Origin of the sequence: Spiroplasma endosymbiont of Dioctria linearis (assembly GCF_964030865.1) — a bacterium.
Classification (GTDB): Bacteria; Bacillota_I; Bacilli_A; order Mycoplasmatales; family Mycoplasmataceae; genus Spiroplasma_A.
The window spans coordinates 692,767-717,132 of record NZ_OZ034984.1 but is presented as its reverse complement, the minus strand read 5'-3'; the positions used below and the strand labels follow the sequence as shown (position 1 = coordinate 717,132).

General features: G+C 24.3%; 23 protein-coding genes. All 23 read left to right on the top strand.

All coding sequences use genetic code 4. The features are described from left to right. The first annotated feature begins 114 nt into the window (after positions 1-114). The 23 genes from AAHM84_RS03005 to AAHM84_RS02895 all read left to right on the top strand — a co-directional run bounded on the left by AAHM84_RS03005 (position 115) and on the right by AAHM84_RS02895 (position 24,336). Positions 115-1,266: a hypothetical protein gene (locus AAHM84_RS03005; protein WP_342258465.1), complete on the top strand. Its 1,152-nt coding sequence runs from the start codon at positions 115-117 to the stop codon at positions 1,264-1,266. Positions 1,267-1,578: 312 nt separating this feature from the next. Next, positions 1,579-1,962, top strand: a complete 384-nt coding sequence (gene rpsP, locus AAHM84_RS03000; protein ID WP_342258464.1) for a 30S ribosomal protein S16 — start codon at positions 1,579-1,581, stop codon at positions 1,960-1,962. Continuing rightward, on the top strand, positions 1,962-2,225 hold the full coding sequence (locus AAHM84_RS02995; RefSeq protein ID WP_342258463.1) for a hypothetical protein: 264 nt from the start codon (positions 1,962-1,964) through the stop codon (positions 2,223-2,225). Before rpsP ends, AAHM84_RS02995 begins: the two co-directional genes overlap by 1 nt. After that, on the top strand, positions 2,218-2,712 hold the full coding sequence (gene rimM, locus AAHM84_RS02990; RefSeq protein WP_342258462.1) for a ribosome maturation factor RimM: 495 nt from the start codon (positions 2,218-2,220) through the stop codon (positions 2,710-2,712). Before AAHM84_RS02995 ends, rimM begins: the two co-directional genes overlap by 8 nt. Further along, complete coding sequence (gene trmD / locus AAHM84_RS02985) at positions 2,712-3,443, top strand: tRNA (guanosine(37)-N1)-methyltransferase TrmD (RefSeq protein WP_342258461.1); 732 nt, start codon at positions 2,712-2,714, stop codon at positions 3,441-3,443. Before rimM ends, trmD begins: the two co-directional genes overlap by 1 nt. Beyond that, positions 3,443-3,847 (top strand): 50S ribosomal protein L19, encoded by a 405-nt coding sequence (gene rplS, locus AAHM84_RS02980; protein WP_422398407.1) that lies wholly within the window; start codon positions 3,443-3,445, stop codon positions 3,845-3,847. Before trmD ends, rplS begins: the two co-directional genes overlap by 1 nt. A gap of 101 nt (positions 3,848-3,948) precedes the next feature. Continuing rightward, a complete protein-coding gene (locus AAHM84_RS02975) occupies positions 3,949-4,692 on the top strand; it encodes a DUF3196 family protein (RefSeq protein WP_342258460.1) in 744 nt (247 codons plus the stop codon). Positions 4,693-4,710: 18 nt separating this feature from the next. Continuing rightward, positions 4,711-5,064, top strand: coding sequence for a hypothetical protein (locus AAHM84_RS02970; protein WP_342258459.1), 354 nt, complete (start codon positions 4,711-4,713; stop codon positions 5,062-5,064). A gap of 25 nt (positions 5,065-5,089) precedes the next feature. Then, on the top strand, positions 5,090-6,382 hold the full coding sequence (obgE, locus tag AAHM84_RS02965) for a GTPase ObgE (protein ID WP_342258458.1): 1,293 nt from the start codon (positions 5,090-5,092) through the stop codon (positions 6,380-6,382). A 1-nt stretch (position 6,383) separates the two neighbouring features. Next, entirely contained in the window at positions 6,384-7,112 is a 729-nt protein-coding gene (gene nadE, locus AAHM84_RS02960; protein ID WP_342258457.1) for an NAD(+) synthase, read from the top strand. 278 nt (positions 7,113-7,390) lie between these two features. Further along, a complete protein-coding gene (locus AAHM84_RS02955; protein WP_342258456.1) occupies positions 7,391-9,289 on the top strand; it encodes a hypothetical protein in 1,899 nt (632 codons plus the stop codon). A gap of 8 nt (positions 9,290-9,297) precedes the next feature. Then, entirely contained in the window at positions 9,298-11,814 is a 2,517-nt protein-coding gene (locus tag AAHM84_RS02950; RefSeq protein WP_342258455.1) for a hypothetical protein, read from the top strand. Further along, on the top strand, positions 11,814-14,153 hold the full coding sequence (locus AAHM84_RS02945; protein ID WP_342258454.1) for a hypothetical protein: 2,340 nt from the start codon (positions 11,814-11,816) through the stop codon (positions 14,151-14,153). The genes AAHM84_RS02950 and AAHM84_RS02945 overlap by 1 nt, the downstream gene beginning before the upstream one ends. A gap of 1 nt (position 14,154) precedes the next feature. After that, positions 14,155-15,258, top strand: a complete 1,104-nt coding sequence (locus AAHM84_RS02940; RefSeq protein WP_342258453.1) for a lipoprotein — start codon at positions 14,155-14,157, stop codon at positions 15,256-15,258. A gap of 188 nt (positions 15,259-15,446) precedes the next feature. Beyond that, positions 15,447-15,938, top strand: coding sequence for a hypothetical protein (locus AAHM84_RS02935; RefSeq protein WP_339029427.1), 492 nt, complete (start codon positions 15,447-15,449; stop codon positions 15,936-15,938). Positions 15,939-16,046: 108 nt separating this feature from the next. Beyond that, positions 16,047-16,322, top strand: a complete 276-nt coding sequence (locus tag AAHM84_RS02930) for a TIGR04561 family membrane protein (protein ID WP_339029425.1) — start codon at positions 16,047-16,049, stop codon at positions 16,320-16,322. Between the two features lie 37 nt (positions 16,323-16,359). Beyond that, positions 16,360-17,850, top strand: a complete 1,491-nt coding sequence (locus AAHM84_RS02925) for an MSC_0882 family membrane protein (protein WP_342258452.1) — start codon at positions 16,360-16,362, stop codon at positions 17,848-17,850. Beyond that, positions 17,829-18,941 (top strand): radical SAM family heme chaperone HemW, encoded by a 1,113-nt coding sequence (hemW, locus tag AAHM84_RS02920; RefSeq protein ID WP_342258451.1) that lies wholly within the window; start codon positions 17,829-17,831, stop codon positions 18,939-18,941. The genes AAHM84_RS02925 and hemW overlap by 22 nt, the downstream gene beginning before the upstream one ends. 1 nt (position 18,942) lies before the next feature. Next, entirely contained in the window at positions 18,943-19,446 is a 504-nt protein-coding gene (locus AAHM84_RS02915; RefSeq protein ID WP_342258450.1) for an isochorismatase family protein, read from the top strand. Between the two features lie 29 nt (positions 19,447-19,475). Continuing rightward, positions 19,476-20,222 (top strand): hypothetical protein, encoded by a 747-nt coding sequence (locus tag AAHM84_RS02910; protein WP_342258449.1) that lies wholly within the window; start codon positions 19,476-19,478, stop codon positions 20,220-20,222. Positions 20,223-20,465: 243 nt separating this feature from the next. Continuing rightward, a complete protein-coding gene (locus AAHM84_RS02905; protein WP_342258448.1) occupies positions 20,466-22,613 on the top strand; it encodes an ATP-dependent Clp protease ATP-binding subunit in 2,148 nt (715 codons plus the stop codon). 62 nt (positions 22,614-22,675) lie between these two features. After that, positions 22,676-23,695, top strand: coding sequence for a heat-inducible transcriptional repressor HrcA (gene hrcA / locus AAHM84_RS02900; RefSeq protein WP_339029413.1), 1,020 nt, complete (start codon positions 22,676-22,678; stop codon positions 23,693-23,695). Positions 23,696-23,697: 2 nt separating this feature from the next. Next, positions 23,698-24,336 (top strand): nucleotide exchange factor GrpE, encoded by a 639-nt coding sequence (locus AAHM84_RS02895; RefSeq protein ID WP_342258447.1) that lies wholly within the window; start codon positions 23,698-23,700, stop codon positions 24,334-24,336. Positions 24,337-24,366 lie beyond the last annotated feature (30 nt).

The following is a 24,366-nucleotide window of genomic DNA, read 5'->3' as shown; positions in this document are numbered from 1 at the left end:
GATTTTATTAAAAAATTTAGTATACAGTTAGTTTTTATATGTTTTTTATTTTTTATGTATTATTTTTATAGTGCTTGAGTTAATAATTTAAAAGATAAAGGTGAAGGAGAATTGATGTTCCAATTATTTGATCCTTTTAAATTAATTCTTTTAGGTACAATTTTTACAATTATTTATGGAGCAATTAAAAGTCTATTATTTTCAAGATTTGTAAATCTTAAAACTTATAGAAAAAATTTGAGAGATAATATTCTTTTTCAATTTGAAAATACTATTATTTATATTGATAATTTAAAAAAAATTATTGTAGCAAATGATTTAAATGGAGCTAAAAAAGCTTTAAAGGATTTTAAATCTATTAGTTATATACCAAATTATTTATCAGATTTTATTGATAAATTAGCAAATAACTTATTATTAGAAAAGGATATAAAAGTATTTTCAGAGGCAATAGAAGTAATTTCAAATAATGTCAAAGAAACTTTTAATATTGAAAGAGAAAGAGCACTTAAAAATCAAAGGGGATTACAAGAATTAAAAATGTCAGAAGCTTATTATACAAATACAAGTTGAGATTCAATTAAGTATAATTTAGCTCTAAATAATTTAGATAATAGTCATGCAAGTAGATGAAAAATATCTAGCTTATATATTTCTAAATTTAAGAACTCTTTATTTATGGCATTTTTATTAAATATGACTATTTTTGTAATTGCCGGAGTTATAATGTCTTTAAATAGTATTAAAATAAACAATTACTTTTTTGCTGGTTTTGCATTAGCAATGTTAATAGTTGCTATGATTCATTACAATATCTCAATTATTGTTTCATCAAAAAAATTGAATATTAAAATATATTGGTTGCATCTACTAGTTTATTACGTAATTATTTCAATAATATTTGCAAATATTATACTTAATGTTATTTTCTTTCCAGATGTATCAATAAATAGTGGCTCAGAAGAGCCGGCTTGATATAATTCAGAGCTTCTTAATCTATTAAAAAGTATTTTATATATTGTATTTTCAACAATGTTATTAACATATGTATTTGGTGGGCTTTTAGAACTTTTAGAACAATCTAAATTCAATTTAATAAACTCAATTGAAACATTTATAGTGCCATTGATAATATTTATTACTACTTTAGTAATAAATATATTATCAATATCTAAAGATCAGAATACATACTATATTATTAATTTTACTATTCTTATAATGTTTTGAATATTTATAGGTTTATGAAATAAATTTTTTGCAAGATAGGATTTTAAAATATTTTTATATTTCTAAATTCTAATATTATATAAAATGTAAAATATTATATGTTATATTACTTTTAATATTATGTTGTATGAAAAAAAATATACACGCTAAAATTTGCTATAAATGCAAAACACGAATTTCAGATGGAGATGTCTATGAGTATTTTGAAGAAGAGGATATATTCTCAAACAGAGTAATATTTTATGCTCATAATAAGTGCTTAAAATAAGTTTGTTAAGTAATTTGACTTGACAAACTTTTTTTTTAGTTTAATATTAATAATGTTCTTAAATAGAAAAAAGGAGGAAAAAAATGGTTAAATTAAGATTAAAAAGAGCCGGTAAAAAAAGAGCTGCATTTTATAGAATTGTAGCTTCAGATGCCCGTGTTAAACGTGATGGAGAATACATCGAATTAATTGGTACATACAATCCAATTAATGGAGAAGTAAGTCTTAAAAAAGAAATAGCTTTAAAATGACTTCAACAAGGTGCTCAACCAACTGACACTGTAAGAAACATTCTTTCAAAAGAAGGAGTTATGACTGATTTACACAATGCTAAATTGGAAAGTAAAAAAGGTCAACCAAAAGCTACTAAGAAAGTAGCAAAACCAAAAGTCACAACTGTTGCTAAAACTACAAAGGCACCAACTAAAAAAATTACTGAAAAAAAAGAAAATAATTCAGATAAATAGTGATACAAGACGTTTTTAAGACATTTGAAAGAATTTTAAAAGACATTATTCCAAAAGAGATATTATATGTTTTAAAGCAAAAATACGAAACTGATAAAACTTATGAATTTATTCTTGTAATTGAAGAAAAGAATGAAGATTTTTTTAAAGGCAAAAAGAATGAAGGTTTTATAGAAGCAATTACTAATTTATGTAATTCTGAAGTATCTATTTTTTCTAAAAAAATTATTATAGATTTAGAGGTTTTAGAACTACATGTTTAATAATTTACAAAAAATAGGAAAAATTGTTGCAACTCATGGCTTAAAAGGTGAAGTAAAATTTAAGTTGGAAAGTAATTTAATTCTTATTAAAGATATAAAAAATGAGCAATTCTTTTTGGAAAGTAGTTCTGAAAACTTAGATGTTTTCGAAGTTGAAAAATCTTACTTTTTAAATAAAAAGCACATAATTGCTTTAGAAAATATTAAAGATATTGAAAATGCTCAAAAATTAATTAATAGTTTGGTCTATGTAAAAAAAGAATCTGAGATTGTAGAAGAGGAATTTAGCTATATTGGATTTGAATGTTTTTATCAAAAAAATTCTTATGGAAAAGTTATTGATGAAATGTTTAATGGTGCACACGACTTGATAAAAGTTGAAATAGACAATAAGCAAATTTGGGTTCCTTGCGTTGAATTCTATTTGGAAAAAATAGATATTGAAAGTAAGAAAATATATCTGAGACAAATTGAGGTTTTATTATAATGAAATTTTCAATTATAACTCTATTCCCCAACTTAATTAATTCTTATATATCAGAGTCAATAATTAAAAGAGCAATTGAAAAAAATAGCATTGATGTCGAAATTATTGATCTTAGAAATCACACAACCCTTAAACATAATCAAGTTGATGATTATCAACTTGGTGGTGGAAAAGGAATGGTTTTAATGCCAGAACCAGTTGTGAATGCAATTGAAAGTTGTAAAAAGGAAAATAGTTTAGTAGTTTTAACAAGTCCTCAAGGTCAAACTTGAAATCAAAATTTGGCAAGACAATATTCTTTAAAATATGAACATATAATATTAATATGTGGTCATTATGAAGGCTTTGATGAAAGAATTCTAGATTATGTTGATTTAGAATTATCTATTGGTGATTATGTTTTAACTGGTGGTGAAATAGCAAGTATAGTTATATTAGATTCTATAACTAGATTATTAGATGGTGTAATTGCAAAAGATTCATATATAAATGATAGTTTTGAAAATAACTTATTAGATCATCCAGTCTATACAAAGCCAATTAATTTTAGAGGTAAAAAAGCTCCAGAGGTTTTAACAAGTGGACATCATGCAAATGTTGAAAAATATCGTCAAGAAGGTAGATTAAGAAATACTTTTAATAAAAGACCAGATCTTTTAGAAAAAAGTGAATTAAACAAACTAGATTTAGAATTTATAGAAAAATTAAAAAAAATGAAAGGAGATAAATAATTATGAATATGTTAACAAAAAACACAAAAGCATTAATTGATGAACAATTGAATACTAATCTTCCAAATTTTACATCAGGAGATACTATCAAAGTTAATGTAAAAATTAAAGAGGGAGAAAAATTCCGTATCCAAGCATTTGAAGGTGTAGTTATTAAAACCCAAGGAAGTGGAATTTCATATTCAGTTTGTGTAAGAAAAAACTCAAATGGAGTTTTTGTTGAAAGAACTTTCCCAGTTCATTCACCAATTATTGAAAATATTGAAATAATTAAACGTGGACGTGTAAGAAGAGCTAGAATTTACTATATTAGAAAATTAACTGGAAAAGCTGCACGTATTAAAGAAGTTATTAATAATAAAGCAAAAGATGCTTCAGCAGTTAAAAAAGCAGTTAAAAAATAATTATTTAATTTGAAATCTTTCATATATTTGAAAGATTTTTTTGTTTCTATTTATTTAATTCTTAAAAAAGGTAAAATATTAGATATTAAGAGGTACTTTTTATGAAAAATTATTATGAAGAAATAATGCAAAAAATTAGTGAAGCAATGGCTGAAAATGATTATGATAAGGCTTTTAAAATTGTTTGTGATGAATTAAATGCTCCATATGTACCTCAAGATTTTGAAAAACAATTGGAACAAATGCAAAAAAAAATAATGGAAAAACTTAATTTCAATGAAAAAAATTTTATAAATTGAACAACAAATAAAGTTGTTGATATTATGTCAAAAAAACTAGATCAAGAATCTCATCTAATGGCTTTTGATGCTTTAAGGGGATTAAATGCTAGATTAATTCTAGAAGAAATTAAAGCTTATTTATTAGATAGCGAGATAAAGCCAGAATATAAAACATTCTTAATTATGGTTTTAATTGAACAATTAGTAGATCAAGAAATATTTATTGAAAAAAATGGTTCTACTATAGCTATAAATCCTTCAAAATTTAATTTAAAAGAAGCACAAGAAATTTTAAAAGATATTGAATTAAAAATTGAGCAAACTATTTATGATTCAAATCCAAGTCTATTTACAATTTGTCAGCACATTGCAAACTCATATTTTTACAATGTTTTTCCAATTCTAAATTTTGATAACTTTACATTAAATGATTTAGCAATGGCAATTATTATGAAGGCTTGTGATTCATTAGGAATTAGTTTAGAAGAAGGTTTAGAATTAAAAATAGATTTTAATAAGGAAAATACAATGTTATTATTAAATGAGTTAAATAATATCATTTAAAGAGAAGAGGTAAAAATTATGATAAAAACAACTTTCACAGAAGAGGATTTTGTAAAATACAATGACCCAAAAAATGTAATGATGCAATTATTTGGAGTTACTTGTTCAGTTTGTGGTATTGATGAAATAGATTTTATAGATGAAAAAGCACCAAAAACATTAGGTCAAATTGCTAAGGGAATACTGGATGAAAATCCTGAAATTGATGATGATGAGTTAAATGACATGATAGAGCCTCAAATTGAAGCTTGACAGGAATTAGATGATTATAATGCTTCAATTGGTATGCCAACATTTTTATGTCATAATTGTTATACTCAATTGATTAATGGTGAAATATCAATATCAATGAATAGTGATAGTTTAGAATAGTATATAAAAGAGGAGAACTTAGTTCATGAAATTTGTAGATTTAGCGCATTTTAATATTAAATCAGGTAAAGGTGGCGATGGAGCTGTTTCTTTTCGTCATGAACTATATGTAGCAAATGGTGGTCCCAATGGTGGTGATGGTGGTAAAGGTGGTGATGTTATTTTCATAGCAGATGAAGGTAAGTCATCATTGTTAGACTTAAAATTACAAAAATTTTACAGTGCAGAAGATGGTTTTAAAGGTGATATTAAAAATATGCATGGTAAAAATGGTAAGGATACTTACATAAAAGTCCCCGTAGGAACAATTATTTATAATAATGATACAAATGAATTATTATTTGATTTTATTAGTGATGGACAACAAGAAGTTCTGGCTCAAGGTGGTAAAGGTGGCAGAGGAAATGCAAGATTTGCAAACTCAAGAAATAAGGCTCCAACAATTTTTGAAGCAGGAGACCCAGGACAAGAAGTAAATATTAAAGCAGAATTAAAAGTATTAGCAGATGTTGGATTTGTTGGTCTTCCCAATGCTGGAAAATCTACTTTATTAAGAGCTATTTCAAACTCTAAACCTCAGATTGCAGATTATCCTTTTACAACCTTAAACCCACAATTAGGAGTAAGTAGAGATAAAAGTGGAAGAACTTTTACTGTAGCTGATTTACCAGGACTAATTGAGGGAGCTAGTTTAGGAAAAGGTTTAGGTCATGAATTTTTAAGACACATTGAAAGATGTAAAATAATTTGTCATGTTATTGATATGTCAGGAAATTATGCAACAGAAGATGTTGTAAAAAATTATGAATTAATTAGAAAAGAACTTATTGAATATAATTTTAATTTAGAAAAAAGAGTTGAAATTATTGTAGCTAATAAAATTGATATTGATGAAGCTAAAATAAATCTTTTATACTTTAAGGAAAAATATAAAGATAAAAAAATTATTGAAGTTTCTGGATTGACTAAAATTAATATTGATCAATTATTATTAGAAATAGGTTCTACTTTAGAAATAGTAAAAGATATTCCTTTATGAGAAATAAAAGATGAAAATCCTCAAGATTATAAAGTTTATAACTTTGAATCTGACTTAAAAGATATTCAAGTCAAAAATCTTGGAAATGGTAGATGAAGAATTGAAGGTGAGGATGTTTATAAAGCGTATCAAAAAACTCCAATCTCAACTTATGATAATTTACTACTGTTTAATGAAAAACTTAAACATTTAGGTGTTTATAATATCTTAAGAGAAAAAGGAGCCCAACGTGGTGATGTAGTTAAAGTTTTTGATATAGAATTGGAGTGAATGGATTAGTATGCAATTAAAAGAATATTTAGATTATTTAGTAAATTGATTACAACAAGAAGTTAAAAAAGCAAATCAAAAAGGTGTTATTGTAGGAATTAGTGGTGGTATTGATTCAGCTGTTGTTGCAGCTCTTGCAAAAAAAGCATTTCCAGATGATTATTTGACTGTTTGAATGCCATGTAAATCTAGTGAGTTAGATGAAAAAAGCAAATTAGAATTAATTAATAAGCTTAATTTAAAAAATGTATCAGTTGATTTATCTAAAACATTTGAGGTTCTATCAGATTCATTAAATAAATCTGGAATTGAGCAATCAAAAATAGCTCTTGCAAATTCTAAAGCAAGATTAAGAATGACAACACTTTATTCAATGGCTCAAACTCATAATTATTTAGTTTTGGGAACTGATAATGCTGATGAATGACATATTGGTTATTTTACAAAGTTTGGTGATGGAGGAGTGGATTTATTACCAATTGTTCATCTTTTAAAAAGAGAAGTTAGAGAAGCTGCAAAAATTTTAGGTGTGCCTGAATCAATTATAAATAGAGCTCCAACTGCAAGTTTATGAGAAGATCAAACAGATGAATCTGAAATAGGTTTTAGTTATGATTTAATCGATGATTATATTAGTGGTAAATTAGTGGATATTCAAGTAAAAGAAAGAGTTGATTATTTGCACAAAATTTCAGAACATAAAAGAAAAGCTGCTCCAGCTCCAAAAAATATTAGATAGTACTTTAAAGTTTTAAACTTTAAAGTTTTTTTTATTTAAAAAAATAACACTTATTTAATTATTTTTTGATAAAATGAATTTGAAAGGAGAAGTAAATAATGAATATAATAAAAAAGTATAATGTGGTGAATAATAAATAGATTTATTTAAATTTTTAAATTGAGATTATTTTATGTATTTAATTCTAAAAAGTTTGAATTTAGTTTATACATATTAAATTTTGTTTTATATTAAGTAACTAGTATTTAAAAACTTTAGTAAGAATAATAGGTGGGAAAATGCATATTAATTTTGATTTTTTTAAAGAGCATATTAAAAATGCAAAGTCATGAATAGTATTAATTTCACTGACTTTAATATATTTTTTAATTTTTAATATAGCCTTTTTTACATATAAATCAAATTTATCGTATAATTCAAAAAGCTCAGCTGATGAAAATAAATTAATCCTTATAAATGTTTTAGTTTATTATGTTGATTGATTTATTTATTTTTGCATAATTCCCTTTATATCATTTGTAATTATAAATTATTTAAAAAAAGTAAAAATTCTTAACTATTTCTTTCAAAGAGATGCATATAGAAATTTATATATTTTTAGATATATTTGTCTATGATTATTGAGTAGTTTTATTATTTTATTAATTGTAACTTCTTCTATTCACTCAATATTTATTTTATTTCACTTTTGAATAATAGGATTTAATAATATTGGTTTTGTTTTTAAAGTTTTTCTTATAAAAGAACTCTTATTAATATTGTATATTCCAATTTGTTTTTTAATTATTTCAGGAGTAATAATAATTTCTAATAAACTATCAAGTATAATTTTTAGCTCTTTATTTGTAATTTTGTCTTTAATGAATATTTTACATTTAACAATTGTTCAAAAAAATATTTCAGAAAGAAGAGTTTCTTATGAATTAGTAGATCAAGTTTCAAAAAATAAAGAAAAATTAAATTTTTCATTTGAAGATATTAATCTTATTGCTACAGCATTAAATAATCCTATTCATAATATGAATTTTAAAAATTTAGAGATTATTAATTATAAAAATGAGGTAATTTTTGATGAGTATACTAAATATATGATTAATTTTTGTGAAGGTTATAACACTGAAATTGTTTATGTAAATAAAGAATTATATCCAGTTTGTAATGTATATGATTATAAAATTAACAATGAATATAACAAAAGTGATGGAATAAATTTAATTTGAAAAAATTTAATGAAATCTGAGGATTTTGAAAAAATAATGTCAAAAATAACATTTTGATTCAAAGAATCAAACAATTTTTATAGAGGTCTAGAAAAATTTAATCAGACACTAAAAAATAATTATTTATGAGATGATCAAAAAATTGATGAACTAAAATTTTTAGTTTCTCAATTGGACTTCAAAAATGGCAAACTTATATTAAAAATTAATAACGCCAGTGATTTTCAAATAGGTCTTGTAAACAATTTTTATAAAGATATATTTTATTTTTATCTTATAAATTATCTTAGTAATCCCTTAGAAATTGATGAAATAACTGAAAAAAGTTATATTGAAGTTTTTCAAAGTTTTTTATACTTTAAAGAATATGAAATGAATTACTGATTAAATGTCATAAATTCTTTTTTATGAAAGGATATTAAAAACATAGATATTAAAGATCAAGAACTTAGATATATTTATAAAGATTTCAATAGATATGGATTTAATTATTTTTTTAAGACAAATATTGAGCCTTCAATTTATTTTAATGTTATTAATACAATTGGCATTGAAAAAGAAATAGCTTATGAATATAATCTAAGTTTTAAAAAAATAAGAACATATAAATTGCTAGATATTTCTAGTTATAATTCAACTATTTTTAAAAGTATAATTAATATTAATGAATATCAAAAAACATTATTTAAAAATATTCAAAATAATAGATTAATGATAAGAGAATTAACTCAATATAATAATATTAAATTTAATATTAAGAGCAATTCGTCAACCATTAATGAAATTACAAAAAATAATAGTTCAATTATTATTATTTTCATATTAATGATATTTATGCTAAATATTTCACTAATGTTTTTCATTGAATTTATTTCATACATAAAATTCAGAATTATTAATAATCAATTTAGCATTCAAGAGTTTTTAAAAGATATTTTTAAATATATTAAAAAATAATAGAGAGGGTGAGAAGTATTAAAAAGATACTAACAATATTAGGTACACTATCTATTGGAGCAAGTTCTGCATCAATGGTAGTAGCATGTAGTCGTAACATTGATGAAAATGGTGATTGAAAAAATCCTATCAATGATTTATATTATGAATTATTTGGAGAAAAATTTGACTCAAAAAAGGAGGCTATTGACTATTTTTTATATAATAAAGAAAGTGGAGTAAAGTCTCAAAAATATCAAGATATTTATAATCAATTAATTCTTGGTGAAAATAAATTTGAAACTTTTGAAGAAGTTTTTGATTATATTGAAAATTCTTATGAAATAAAAGAAACAAAAACAAATAAAAATGTAGATGATTATGTAATGGATTCGCTAGGACAACTATATCCTGAGGTTTTAGCTGATTCAAATGATGAAACAATAGTTTATAAAGATGCAAATGGTAAAGCTATTTCTGAATCTAATGAACAAATTGCAAAAGAAGCAGTTGAAAAAAGTTATCTTGATAAAATAGAAAAAGTTTACTATTCAAATGGTAAGGAATATGAAAATAAATCTGATTTAGAAGAGGATTATTACTCAAATTTTTTAAACAATAATTCCCTTCCAAGTAAAGATTTATATAATTATGGAAATTTAGCATATACAAAAGAAGGTTTGAAACAACAAATAGAAAACTCATTAGAATTAGAATATACAACTAAAAGTGGAGATAAGTTTTTAGATAGTCAAGTTAATGATTTATCAGTTATAAATCCAACTGAAGTTGATAAGGCAAAAATTGATAAGATTTATAACTCCCCAGGACTTTATCATCTGGAACAAATTGATGAAAAAGATGGTGTCTATACAGGTGATTCAATAATTGAATCAACTTCAGATATACAAAATATTATTTTAAATAAAAATAATTGAGAGTTAGTAAGTTCTGAAACAGGTAGTGCAAAAGAAGCCTTATTTAATTTAATAAGTTCTACAATTGTTTATTTGGTAGAACAATTAATGTTTTTAGTGACAATGAATGTCAATTCAATTGTAGATTTAGGTATTTTAGAAAATAGATTTGGAAGTTTAGAAAACTTTACTGTTAATACTGTTTTTGATGGATTTAAGGCAGAAACGGAACTATCTGACTTTAAATATTTAATAAAAAAATATGGTCTTATTGGAGAATCCAATGCAGCTGTTAATAGTTTAAAAAATATTAAAAGTATGGATTTTTCAACATTATGTTCAATTTATCTATATCAAATGAAGGAGGCTTTTAGATTTACAAATATCACACAAGAGGATAATTTAATGCTCTCTAAAATTTATTATAATTTCTTTTTAAAATTTGATACAAGAAAAGAATGAAAAGATTTTGTAGAAAAAATTGGTATTGAAGATGCAACTTATATAACAGATTTTTTAGTTAATAAAAAGGAATTTAGTAAGTTTAATAACTCAAGAAAAGATTCAAATGAAATAAAAAATATTCTTAATCATCTTGCAGATAAGAGTTTAGATTTTGCTGAGAGTAAATTTAATGATTTAGTTTCAGATATTCAAAAAAAAGTAGCCCAAAATAATGGAGTTTTTGAAAGATATGTAACAAAGGTATTGGATTTATCTGTTAAGGCACAAAAGGCTTTAATTATAACTTCAATTGTTATTGAGATTCTAGATTTTATACCTATAAGTAGTACAAAAACTTATCAATTATTAATACCAGATACTCATCAAAGATTAGAATATCAAATGACAAATTTTATTCTTTCATCAAAAAAATTTGATCCTTCAAAAATCTTTAGAGTGACCCAATTAAAAAAACCTATTAAAAATGATATATATTTATATCAGGAAAGATACTTTCCAACTTATGATGATGCTATTATTCAATTAAAAAGAGATATTATTAATGAGACTTTAATGAATGGAAAAAAAGTTTATTTCTCTTCTAAAGACAAAAACTATAAAAATGAAAATAAGGATGATCTTGTAAATATTTTATTAGAGGAATATTTAATTAGTGGAAAAATTGGCGAAAGATATACAGATTTTTTCGGAGGCAGATTTGATAATGAACAAATGGCTCTTCAAAGCATGCTAGAAAAATTGGAAAAAGAAGAATATCAAATTTTCTATAAATATTCATTTGAACAAAACGAATATAGATACTTTACAAATTTTGAAGAAGCAAAGGAATATGTATTATCAACATTTACTTATACAAGTAAAAAGGTTTTATTTTCAGAATTAGTACAAGGTAAAAATAACTATGATGAGTTGTATAATTTAGATTTTGAAGAGACAACTATTTATTATTTTGATTTTTATGGAATAAAATACTATTTTAAAGACAAAACTAATTTAATGTATTACATTATGAAATTATTAAATTTTAGAAATAATTTAATTGAGATTGAAGTTGAACAATTTTGACTAAATGATAAATTTTTCTCAAATAGAGCTGAATATATAGATTACTTATATTCAAACATTAAAGAAATTGATAATTCAAATACAAGGGGGATAAATTAATGAAAGCAAAGTTTCTACTATCTATGGCAGCTCTTTTTTCAACTACTGCTCCATTATTAACAAACAGTTCTGAACAAAATACAAGAAAGAGTTTTAATGAAAAGGCTGAATTGCAAATTAGTGAAATTGAAAAGGATTTAAAACTTAATTCTAAAATAATAGGTTCTGAAGTACTTTATAACTACCAAGGAGAGCAATATAGGGATAAGAACTCTATACTTTCTCAAGAATTTCTAAAAAACCCAATTTTACAAGAGACAACCTCTTCAAATCCAAATAAAATTATTAAAAACTATTCAACAAATGAGCTTGATCCAGATAAACTATATGGAGTTCATTCCAATGACTTTGTAAAAGTATATAAAAATGCACTAGGAAAAGTAACTCTTCCAAGCTGTTTACCTGGTCAAAACTCAGGATGTTATCAAGACCCGATTAATAAGGAAACAAAATCAGCTCAAGAAAGAGCTTTAGATAGTTATGTAAATAAGGGATTAATAAGACCAAAGTATTCTTATGATTCTCTTAAATGGTTTGACTCAGAATTTGAGGCAAAAAAAGCATTTCAAAAAAATAATGCAACAATTAAGCAATCATTATTTTATTTTCATAATGGTATTTATTATAATGCTTTTAACAAAAAGGATATGACAGATCTTCAATCAAAAATGCATAAAGGATACTACTATGATGCATTTAAAACAAAATATGATGCAGATGGCTTAATGTATGAAGAAAAAAATAGTCCATTAAAAAATACTATGAATCAAAGTCCTTTGGAAGATTCTTTCAGATATAAGGAAGACTATTTTAATGATTATTTTTATGATAATTTCTGGTCTTATTTTTCTAGTAATATAGATGATATTATCTCAAATCAATTTAAGTATAAAATTACTCTAACTGCTCCAAGTGGTCAATGATTTGAACTAATTCAAAATAATCTTGAAGGAATAGACATTAAAGTATTAAATTCAGGAAAGAAATTAGAAATTAGTGTTAGTGATAAAGGAAGGGGTCAAATAGTACTTACAGAATTTATGAATAGTTTAAATACTAGAGGAAGTTGAACTGAGCATATGGTCTCTGATTATTGTAGTTTAGTTAAAAATAATAGAAGGCAATGACATGATTTTAAATATTATGACTCATTAAATGGCAAAAAGTATATTATGTTTAGACTTGACACAAATAATGATAGATGTGTACAAAGCGGGTATAATGATACAAACCCAGAAAAAATAATAATTGATAAAGAAGAAATTAAAGATGAAAATTATGAAATAAATTTTTTAGGGAATAATTTTATTAATAAGTTAGATAGTGCATTTAGCTTTAAAAAAAATCTTTTCAATGAAAGTGAAATTATTAATTCTATTGCAAAACAAAATGGTATTTCATTTAAAGAAACTTTACAAAAAATTGCAAATTTTACAAAACTCTCACAATTTAGTGAAGTTCAAAAAAAAGTAGTATTCAATTCCATTTATGATGAACTTTTTAAAAATTTATATAATACAGATATAAAAAGCTCTCCAATATATGATGATTGATTATATGGAAAAACGTTAGATAATAAAAAAACAAAATATCAATTTTCTTTCCGTGAAAGTCAATTATTTTTTCAAAGTGAAATATTAAAGAATGTACAAAATAAAAATAGCAAGAATGTAACTTTGGATATTGGAGATATAGAATTTACTACAACTTTTGAAAATTGAAAGAATAATTTTTATTATTTAGACAATGATAAAAATAATAATGGAATAAGAATTAAAAGAATGTATTATGTTGACAATAACGATAAAAAAGATATATCTGATTTTTCAGATCAATTAAATGAAAATATAGCATCAAATCCAAATGCGGCAAAAGAAATAATGTTTCAAAACTCATTACAAATCTTAAGAAAGGCATATGAAATTTATGATATAAATGGAAAAGTCTACTTTTCAAGAAAAAATGAAGAAGAGGTCATTATAGAATTACAAAAACAAATAGAATTGAGTTATAAGTATATTCATAAAAATGAGTCAGTTAATTTAAAAGATCAAGAAAAAGATTGAGAAAATATTATTAGTGATGGTAAATATACTGTCTTTAAATTTAAACTTAATACTGGGAAATGAGTTTATTATAAGGATTATCAAAGTGCCTTGGAATTATATAAAAATCAATTATCAATTATCAATTCAATATCTGAAGAGTTTATTATTTATAAAATGTATTCAACCATTATAAATAATAAATTAGTAACTTATGAGTGAAATTCTAAAACAAATACTAGAAATCTATCAGAAAATATTTATAATGATATTATAAGAAATGGAGAAAATTAAAATGAAAAAATTATTAGCAGTACTTGGTTCAATAACATTGGTAACTTCAAGTTCGTTTACAGTAGTATCTTGTTTTGGAGGGACAACTGACCCAGAAAAAGAGAAAACTAACTGATCAGATGAAGAAATTTTAGAAAGATTTGGTTCATTAGAAGTTAATGAATTAGAAAATGGTGACTTAGAGTTATCATCAAAAGATGATCACTTTAAGATTTGATCAGGTTCAAACAATGGAAATAAATATGAAAGAATCGTTAAAAAAGATGATGTAGATAATAATAATGTTAATTTTTTATATGATAGTTTACTTCCAACTGATGCAAGTTTAGAAAAACCATTTGGAATAGAATTGATGTCAGGGTTTTATGTTGGTAAAAGTGAAGATGAAGTAAAAAAAGCTTTTTCAAATGTTTATAATAATATTCAAATTGAATTTGGATCAGAAATGACAAATGATAATCATTGGAATCTAAAAAAGAAAAATGCATTCTCAATATTTTTGGGATCAGGACATATATCAGGTAATACATTTTCATGTACAAGGATATGAGAGGATGTACTAAAAATCAAAACAGATCAAGGAGAAGATATTTATATTGGTTTAATTTCATTATATATAGATTACTTTGTGGGGTATGTAACAAGTAATTTAAGCACTTGAATGAAAGAATTTTTTGAAGAATATAGTAGTCAACTAAACTCTCCAGATTTACTAATTGAAGAAGTGGTAAATGAAAAAGGCAAGATTATTGCAAATAGCAAAAATCAACATCTAAATTTAAAATTATATAATGCTAATTTTACATTTAAACAAAAGATTGATTATAAGCAAGATGAAGAAACAGAAGTTAGAAATACTGAAATTGAATATGCGTTAAATTCATATATTAAAAGTAAAGTTTCATATCATACCTCTGAATTTAATTATAAATATGAAAATTCATCTTATAAAGATTTTTATTTTGACCATATCATAGATTTAGAAGATCCTAATAAAGATAGGGAAAATCATTATAATAGGGGATTTGAAATATGAGGACCAAATAATAAGAGTTGAGATTATAACAGTATAATATATACAAAAATGGATATTATAAATAATTAATTTATTTAAAAATACTAGATATAATTTTATTCTTAACTTCAACTATTAAAAGTTGAAGTTTTTATTTTAATTAAATTCTCTTATATAATTGTCATTAGTATAAAGCCATTAAATAGATAATTATTAAAACTTTTTTATATTAATGGACTTTTTTGTTAGATAATTAAATAAATAAGGAGAACTATAAAATGACAGAAGTACAAGCAAATAGTATAAGTGAATATATTGATAATTTACCAGATGAAATAGCAGATAAGATGTTTGAAGAATTAATAGCTGGAATGAGTTTATATTTTGCTATTGTTTTATTTGGAGAAGAAATTGAAAAAAATTATGAACCATTAAAATTAGATGGAAAACCCCTTGAAGAAATAGCAAGAGTTGTTAAAGAAAATGAAATAGGTGAAGAAGAGGTTTATTCTGCTCTAATGGGTTCATTGCAAGAAGAATCAGATGCTGAATTATTTGCAGAAGATTGTGTACAATCAATTGCTTTTAGTCCTGATTTTCCTAAAGAAGTTTTAGAAAAATTAAAAGAATTAGATATTGAATTAAATGACTTTTCAATGAACTTAATTGTTACTTTAAAAGATGAATTTATTGACTTTTTTGTTAATGATTTAGATATTCAAGAGTGAAAAAATGATATTATTGACGCTTTAGTGGCAAGCTGAGACTAAAAAAATGAAAAAACTAGATTAAAAAAATCTAGTTTTTTTAATAAATATGTTATTATAATTAAGATTGTAGATAGGGTAATTTACAGTTGGGCTAAAAAGGTGATTGTTATGAAAACACTATTAATGAGTAAAACAAATTTTAAAGTATTAGACTTTAGTCTTCCTTTATGAGTTGTATTGCTAGTTTTTACAATAATTGCATCTATTTCTTTAACTATATATTTTTTGATACTTTTTAGAAAAAATTCAAAATTTTACTTTGAAAAAGAGCAAGTATCAGCAGATGAATTTAAAAGACTTGAAAAATTTGAAAATCAAAGAAATAATTTTGAGCTAGAAATAGCTAAAATTAAAAAAATTCAAAGAGATAGAAGAAAAAAATAAAACCTTTTTATGCTCATAAAAAAAAGGGGCGTTTTTTATGAGTGGATTAGTAAATCCAATTAAAAATGAAGAATTAAATGAAAATCAAAACCAACAAACTGTTGGAAATTTTGCGTTAAATTCAAACCCTCAAAATAATCCTAATTACTTTAATGAAACAGCAATATATCAAAAAAATCTAATTGAAAATAAGAACTCTGGGTATATAAGACCAAGACAATTAAATTTTGATAATAGTTATCAACAAAATAGAATGCCTGATTATAAGAGAAGTGAAGTAAGAGATCCAAATGAAAAATTCTATCTTCAAAATAATCAAAGAGATTTAATTCAATATCAACAACCAAGATATCAACCAACTCAAATGCAGTCATATGTAAATTATCAAAATCAATATAGTAATAATTTAAAACAAGAGCGTTTAGATTTTGAGAATATGTCAAGAATTAATTATGGAAATTATAGAGATGAAAATCAATATAATAGAATGGTTTATCCTCCAAACAATCAAATCAATAATCTTCAAAGAAATGAAATTTATAATAATAAACCTTTATATGAAAATTATCATATGCCAAATAATAATATGCAATATGGCTATAATGATTTTTCTAATAATAATCAATTTTATAATCCTAATCCTAATCCAAATTTTGGATACAATCCAGAAGTTGACTATGCACCAGTTAGTTCAAATAATTATAATCCTTATGAACATAATTCATATGGAGAAAGAATGAAAAAGGCAAATATCATTCCAAAAGAAATAGCTAGGGAAATAAGAAGTGAGAAATTAAGAATATTTTTAATATTCTTAATAGGAGTAGTTGGTATAATTACAACTTCAATTATGTTAGCAATTTATTATAAAGCTGGAGATAATGGAACTTACATGGGAGTGGAAAGAGCAAAAGTAATGTATCCTTTCTTCTCAATAACATTATTAATTGTATCAGCAGGATTTTTTATAACTAGCTTGACTGACTTTGCCTTTATTTATTCAAATGTCAAAAAATATGAAAAGGATCTCTTATTTGGAAAAGAGCTCGTACCTTATTTTATTACTAGAAATTATAGAACATTAATATCAAGAGGAGTTTATTTAAACTGAGTATCATTTTGTATTTATATTTTTGGAGCAATTTCATTAGCAATAATGTATGGTTTACAAAGTAAATATTTAAATGGAAATCCAGATATTTATTTCTTATTTTGAAAAGTTGGGCGTCTAAAATCGTTAGATTCAGAAATTAAAACAAATATAGTTATTTTATTTATTACTTTAATAGTTCACGTATTAAACATAGTAACAACTAGAACAAGAAAAAATAATTTAATTGGGTATTATGGATATGAAATAATACCACAACAAGAAATAAAAGAAATAAGAAAAAAAGCAAATAAAGTTTGTATGATTATATTCTTTACTTCAATGGCAATTCTTTTATTCTTAATTGTTATACCTTGATTAATTATTAGAAAAAAAAGAGGTCTTTCATTAAAACCATGAGGAGTAGTAAATCAATAGATAGAAAAATTAATAGCTTATATGTTCACATTCCATTTTGTGAACATATTTGTTTTTATTGTGATTTTGTAAAAGTAAAAAAACCACAAGATCCAAAAATAATTGAAAAGTATTTAGATAAAATTGAACTTGAATTACAAGACTATGAAAATAGATTAGAAGATATTCAAAGTATTTATATTGGGGGAGGAACTCCAAGTTGTTTAAACGAAGAGCAAACAATAAGGATGTGCAATATTCTCTTAAAGTTTACTAACAGACCAAACTTCGAATATTCAATAGAGTTAAACCCTGAATCAGTTACACTAGAGAAATTAAATATTTATAAGGAATTTAATATTAATAGAGTTAGTATGGGAATTCAAACTTTTGACAATGAGTTATTAAAAAAAATTGGAAGAATTCATGATAATTCATTAGCAATAAAGGCTTTCAAACTAATTAGAAAAGCGGGATTTAAAAACGTAAGTATAGATTTAATGTATAACTTATATGATCAAACTAAAGAAAATATTGCAACAGATTTAAAGTATCTTAAAGAATTAAAGCCAGATCATATTTCATGATATTCATTAATAATGAAGGAAAAATCAATTTGGGGAAGAAAAAATATGAAAGTACCCGAAAATGACGAGTTATTTGATGAAATAGTTAATCAAGGCCTTAAGGATTTGGGTTATATTAGATATGAAATATCTAATTATGCTTTAGGCGAAAATAAGAAATCATTTCATAATATTAGTTATTGAAATAATTCAACATTTGCTGGTGTAGGTATTGGTGCTACAGGATTTGAACAAATTGATAATAAATATTATTTGACTAAAAATGAAGGTAATATTTTGAATTATAAAAAAGAGTTTGAGTTGCTTTCACAAGAAGATTATTATTTCCAAATTATAATGATGGGTTTAAGAATGGTAGAAGGAATTGATGTATCTTTAGAAAAAAATAAAGAGATAGTTACTTTTTATAAACAAAAAATTGAACAGAAAATTGAACAAAATTTATTAGAAATAGTTAATAATAATCTTAGATGTACAGAAAGGGGATTTAATATCTTAAATGAGATATTAATAGATTTTTTATAATATGAAAAAAGCTTTAATTGTAGTAGATTATCAATATGACTTTGCTAATCCATTGGGAAAACTTTATGTGCCTGAGGGTGAATTAATTAAAAATGAAATTGAAAATAAAATTAGTGAATATAAAAAGAATGGAAACTATGTTATTTTTTCAGGAGATTTTCATCCCCAAAATCATATCTCTTTTACTGAATGACCAGAACACTGCATAATTAATTCACAAGGAGCAGAATTTATTATTGATTCATCAAATGCTGACTTAATAATAAGAAAAGGAACTAAATTAGATTATGATAGTTATTCTGCTTTTTATATTTCTAAAGATAATGAAAATAAGAAGTTAAATGTTGAATCTGAATTAGACTTTTGATTAAAAAGTAAAAAAGTAGAAGATTTAGAGATATGTGGTTTAGCTTTAGAAATTTGTGTACAAGCTACATATGAGGATGCTATTAAAAAAGGATATAATTCTGTAATTAATTATGATCTTTCTAAAAAAATAAATTAAAAAGAGCGATTAATTGTTTGGAGGAACACATGCTTAAACAATTAAAAACTATTGATAATAACAATTTATCTTTTTTAAAATTAACTAATGATGATAATTTTATAGATTTTAAAGATATTATATATAACTTTTCAAATCAACCTCAGGTAAGAATAGAGCAAAAGTACGATATACTTTTTTCTGAGGCAATTAAAAGTAATTCTTTTATAAAAATAGTAAAAGAGTTAGAAAGAGAATTTAATAAGACTTATATTTTGTGAAAACTAACAGAAAATATATCTTATTGAACAACAAACTTTTTTTCTAGTAAGTTTACAATTGGAAATGGATTTAAAATTCTACAAAGAATATTTATTTTAAAACAAATCTTTTTAACTCAATTAAGATATAATTCAAATATTTGATTAAAGTTGACTAAAAAACAAACTGAAAAAATTAAAAATTCTAAGGATTCAAATGCTATTAACTATAAGTTAATTTTACTATTTTGTGATTTTAATGAAAATGAAGATCTAAAAAGTCTAATTAGTGAGGAACAAAAAATTCTTTTAAGCTTAGTTTTGAGATCAGATAAAATTGAAGATTTTATTGAGCTAAATAAAAAAATAAATTTGGATGTATTTAGGTATCTACCAATAAATATAAAACTTTTTCAAGGAGAAGTGATTAGATCAACTTCAAATTTAAATTTAATGGAAAAAGCAAAATTGGCTTATTCCACTTTTATGCAACTATATTGCATTTTTATTGAAGAAAATTATTCTAATAAAATTTAATACTTAATAGCACTGGTATAAACTAGTGCTTTTAATTTGTGTTTTTATTTTAGTTGGGTTATATATTTACAAGATAGTTTTCTAATTGATAAGTAAATAATTAATACCTTATTCTTTAATTCAAATTATTTTATAAAATTTCAAAAAATTAGCACTTAAACATTGACATTGCTAAAACAAAATGTAATATATTATTGATTAGCAATTAGACACATAGAGTGCTAATCAAGAGGAGGAATGTTTATGGATTTTACACAAAAACCAGATCCTTTAAATGATCCAGAAATCCTAAATAAATATACAAGGGATTTAACAAAGGATGCAAAAGAAGGAAAAATTGATCCAATCATTGGAAGAGATGACGAGATTATGAGAGTAATTAGAATTTTAAGTAGAAAGACTAAAAATAATCCGGTTTTAATTGGTGAGCCCGGTGTTGGTAAAACAGCAATTGCAGAAGGTTTAGCTCAACGAATAAATAAAGGTGATGTTCCAAGTGTTTTAAAAGATAAAAAAATTCTAGAGTTAGACATGGGAAGTGTTATGGCTGGAGCTAGTTTTTTAGGAGATTATGAAGCAAGAATTAAGGGAATTGTAAATGCAATTCAAAAAGAAAATGGTCAAATAATATTATTTATTGATGAATTACATCTAATTGTTGGAGCAGGAAAAACTGGAAATGGCGGAGGAATGGATGTTTCAAACCTATTAAAACCTTCTCTTGCTAGAGGTGGTATTAAAGTTATTGGAGCAACAACTTTAAAAGAGTACAGAGAATATATAGAAAAAGATTCTGCACTTGAAAGAAGATTTCAAAAGGTTATTGTAAGTGAACCTACTATTGAAGAAACAATTTCAATTTTAAGAGGACTAAAGGAACGTTTTGAAACATACCATGGAGTAAGAATTCATGATAATGCTTTAGTTGCAGCTGCACAATTAAGTGATAGATATATTTCCGATAGATTTTTACCAGATAAGGCAATTGACTTGGTAGATGAAGCAAGTGCCACCATTAAAACGGAGTTAGCATCAGTTCCTACAGAGTTATATCAAATTGATAGAAAAGTTATGCAATTAGAAATTGAAAAAGCAGCTCTTTCTAAGGAACAAGATGAAAAATCTAAAGATAGATTACAACAAGCCGAAAAAGAATTAAAAAATTTAAAATCAATACAAGCCGAGTTTAATAATAAATGAAATTCTGAAAAAAAAGCTTTAGAAAAAATTAATCAGTTTAGATCTACTATTGATAGTTTAAAAGTTGAACTAGAACAAGTTCAAGCACAAGCTAATTATCAAAGAGCTGGAGAAATTCAATATTCATTATTACCAGCCTTAGAAAAACAATTAAGTTCTGCACTTGATAATAATAAGGAGAAATTAATTTCAGAGGAAGTAACTGAAATTGAAATTGCTTCAATTGTATCTAGATGAACTGGAATAGAAATGGAAAATCTAATTGAAAGTGAGAAACAAAAACTTTTAGGTTTAAGTACAACACTTAAAAAAATGGTAAAAGGTCAAAATCAAGCATTAGAACTTGTATCTGATGCAATTATTCGAAGTAGAAGTGGAATTAAAGATCCAAATAAACCAATAGGTAGTTTCTTATTTTTAGGTCCAACTGGTGTTGGTAAAACAGAAGTTGCAAAATCACTTGCAAAAAATTTATTTGGAAGTGAGAAAAAAATGCTGAGGTTTGATATGTCTGAATATATGGAAAAACATTCAGTATCTAAATTATTAGGTTCTCCTCCTGGTTATGTTGGTTATGAAGAGGGAGGTAAACTTACTGAGGGTGTAAGAAGAGCACCATATTCAATACTATTATTTGATGAAGTAGAAAAAGCTCATCCGGATGTTTTTAATATATTTTTACAAATCTTAGATGATGGTAGAGTTACTGATTCTCTTGGAAAGACAATTGATTTTAAAAATACAATCATAATTATGACTTCAAATATTGGTTCTGAATATCTAATCTCAACACCACCAGAATTAATTGACCAAGATGTTCTAAATGAGAACTTAAGAAAATTCTTTAGACCTGAATTTTTAAATAGAATTGATAATATTGTGACTTTCAATGCTTTATCTAAAGATGTTATTAAAGAAGTTATTATAAAAACTTTAGATGAATTGAAAGAGAGAGTTTTATTATCAAATGAATATATTATAAATTTTACAGATTCATCTATAAAAAAAATTTTAGAAGAAGGTTATGATCAACAATATGGTGCTCGACCAATTAAAAGATATATTGAAAGAAATATTGAGACTTTAATTGCAAGGGCAATAGTTTCGAGTGAGATAGAACCTAAGAGAAATTATGTAATTGATGTTAATAATAACAATTTTGTACTATCAACTTCAAATAAATTAAATTAGCACTTGATTATTAAGAGTGCTATTGATAAACTAGAAATGTATTGTTATGGAGGTGTTTTTAATTGTTAACAAAACGTCAAAACCTAATTTTAAAATCCATTATAGAAGAATATATTAAAACTGCATTACCAGTAGGTTCTAAAAGGATTCAAGAGGTATTAACAATGGAAGTATCTTCTGCAACAATTAGAAATGAATCAGCATTTCTAGAGGAACAAGGCTTTTTAGAAAAAGCTCATACTTCTTCAGGAAAAGTTCCTTCAACAAAAGGTTATAGATACTATGTTGATAATCTTATGGAATCGAATAACATTGAAGATATCAAAGTTCAGATTAATGAGATCTTTAAAAAAAGAGGAGCCACTATTGATGAGATTTTAGAAAAGACTTCATCAATATTAAGCGAAATGACAAAATTAGCAACAGTTGTTGCGACTTCAGAAGTAAATGGTGAGTTACTCTTATCAAAAATTGAGTTGATACCTATTTCAAATAAATCTGCAGTTGTAATATTTGTTCTTTCAAATGGAGCAATTGAAAATAAAAACATAAATCTTGATTCAATAACTTTAGAAGAACTAAGATTATCAATTGATTTATTTAATGAAAGATTAGTAAATTCTAAAATTTCTGAAATTGAAACAAAATCACAAGCAATGATTCCTGTATTAAGGCAACAAGTTAAAAAATATGAGTTTGTATTACAAACTTTAATAGGGGCTTTAATACATACAGATTCAAATAAATCAAGAACAAGTGGTGTTAAATATTTATTAGAAAACCCAGAGTTTAATGATGCAAATAAGATAAAAGATATTATTCAGTTTATTGAAAATGCTTCTCCCTTTGTTTGATTTAATTACCAAAGTAAAACAAACAAAACAACTGTAGCTATTGGTTTAGAAACAGGCAATGAAAATGATGATATTGCAGTTATTGGAACAAACTTTCCCACAAAAGGTGGGGGCAAAGGTGCTTTAGCTCTAGTTGGGCCTAAAAGAATTGAATATGATAAAGTATCAAAACTTTTAGAATGAATAAGCAATAAAATTGAAGAAAAATTTTTGTTGGAAGGAGAATAAAAATGGAAAAAGAAAAAATGAAAAAAATTTTGGATCTATTTGAAAATATTAAAAAAGAATTAAATATAAATCCAAAAACAAAAGAAATTAAAGATGAAAAGTCTGATAAAGATCATAAGAATATAAAAACTGAAGACAAAAAAAATAAGGAAGTTAATGTTGAAGAACTTTCTAATATTGAAAAATTGGAATTAGAGTTTATAGCATTGAATGATGAAATTGCAAAACTAGAAGAAGCAAGATTAATTGCGGTAGCTGATAATCAAAATACAGTTAGAAGATTTCAAAATGAAAGTGTTTTGGTTAGAAAGTATGGCGGTGAAAAATTAGCTTCGGAATTGATTCCAGCAATAGATATGTTTAGAGGAGTTTTAAATTCAACTCCTGATAATGCTGAAATTAAAAATTATTTAATGGGATTTGAAATGATTATTAATCAAATTGACCAAGCATTAACAAATGCTGGTGTAGCAATGGTTGTTGTAAAACCAGGAGATGATTTCAATCCAGAATTGCATTCTGCAATTGAGCAAGTAAAAAGTGAAGAATTTAAATCAGGAAAAATAGCAATTGTTGTTTCAAATGGTTATAAATTACATGATAGAGTTATTAAACATGCAGCTGTAAAAGTTGCAGAGTAATTTAGAAAAATATTAAAGGAGAGATTAATT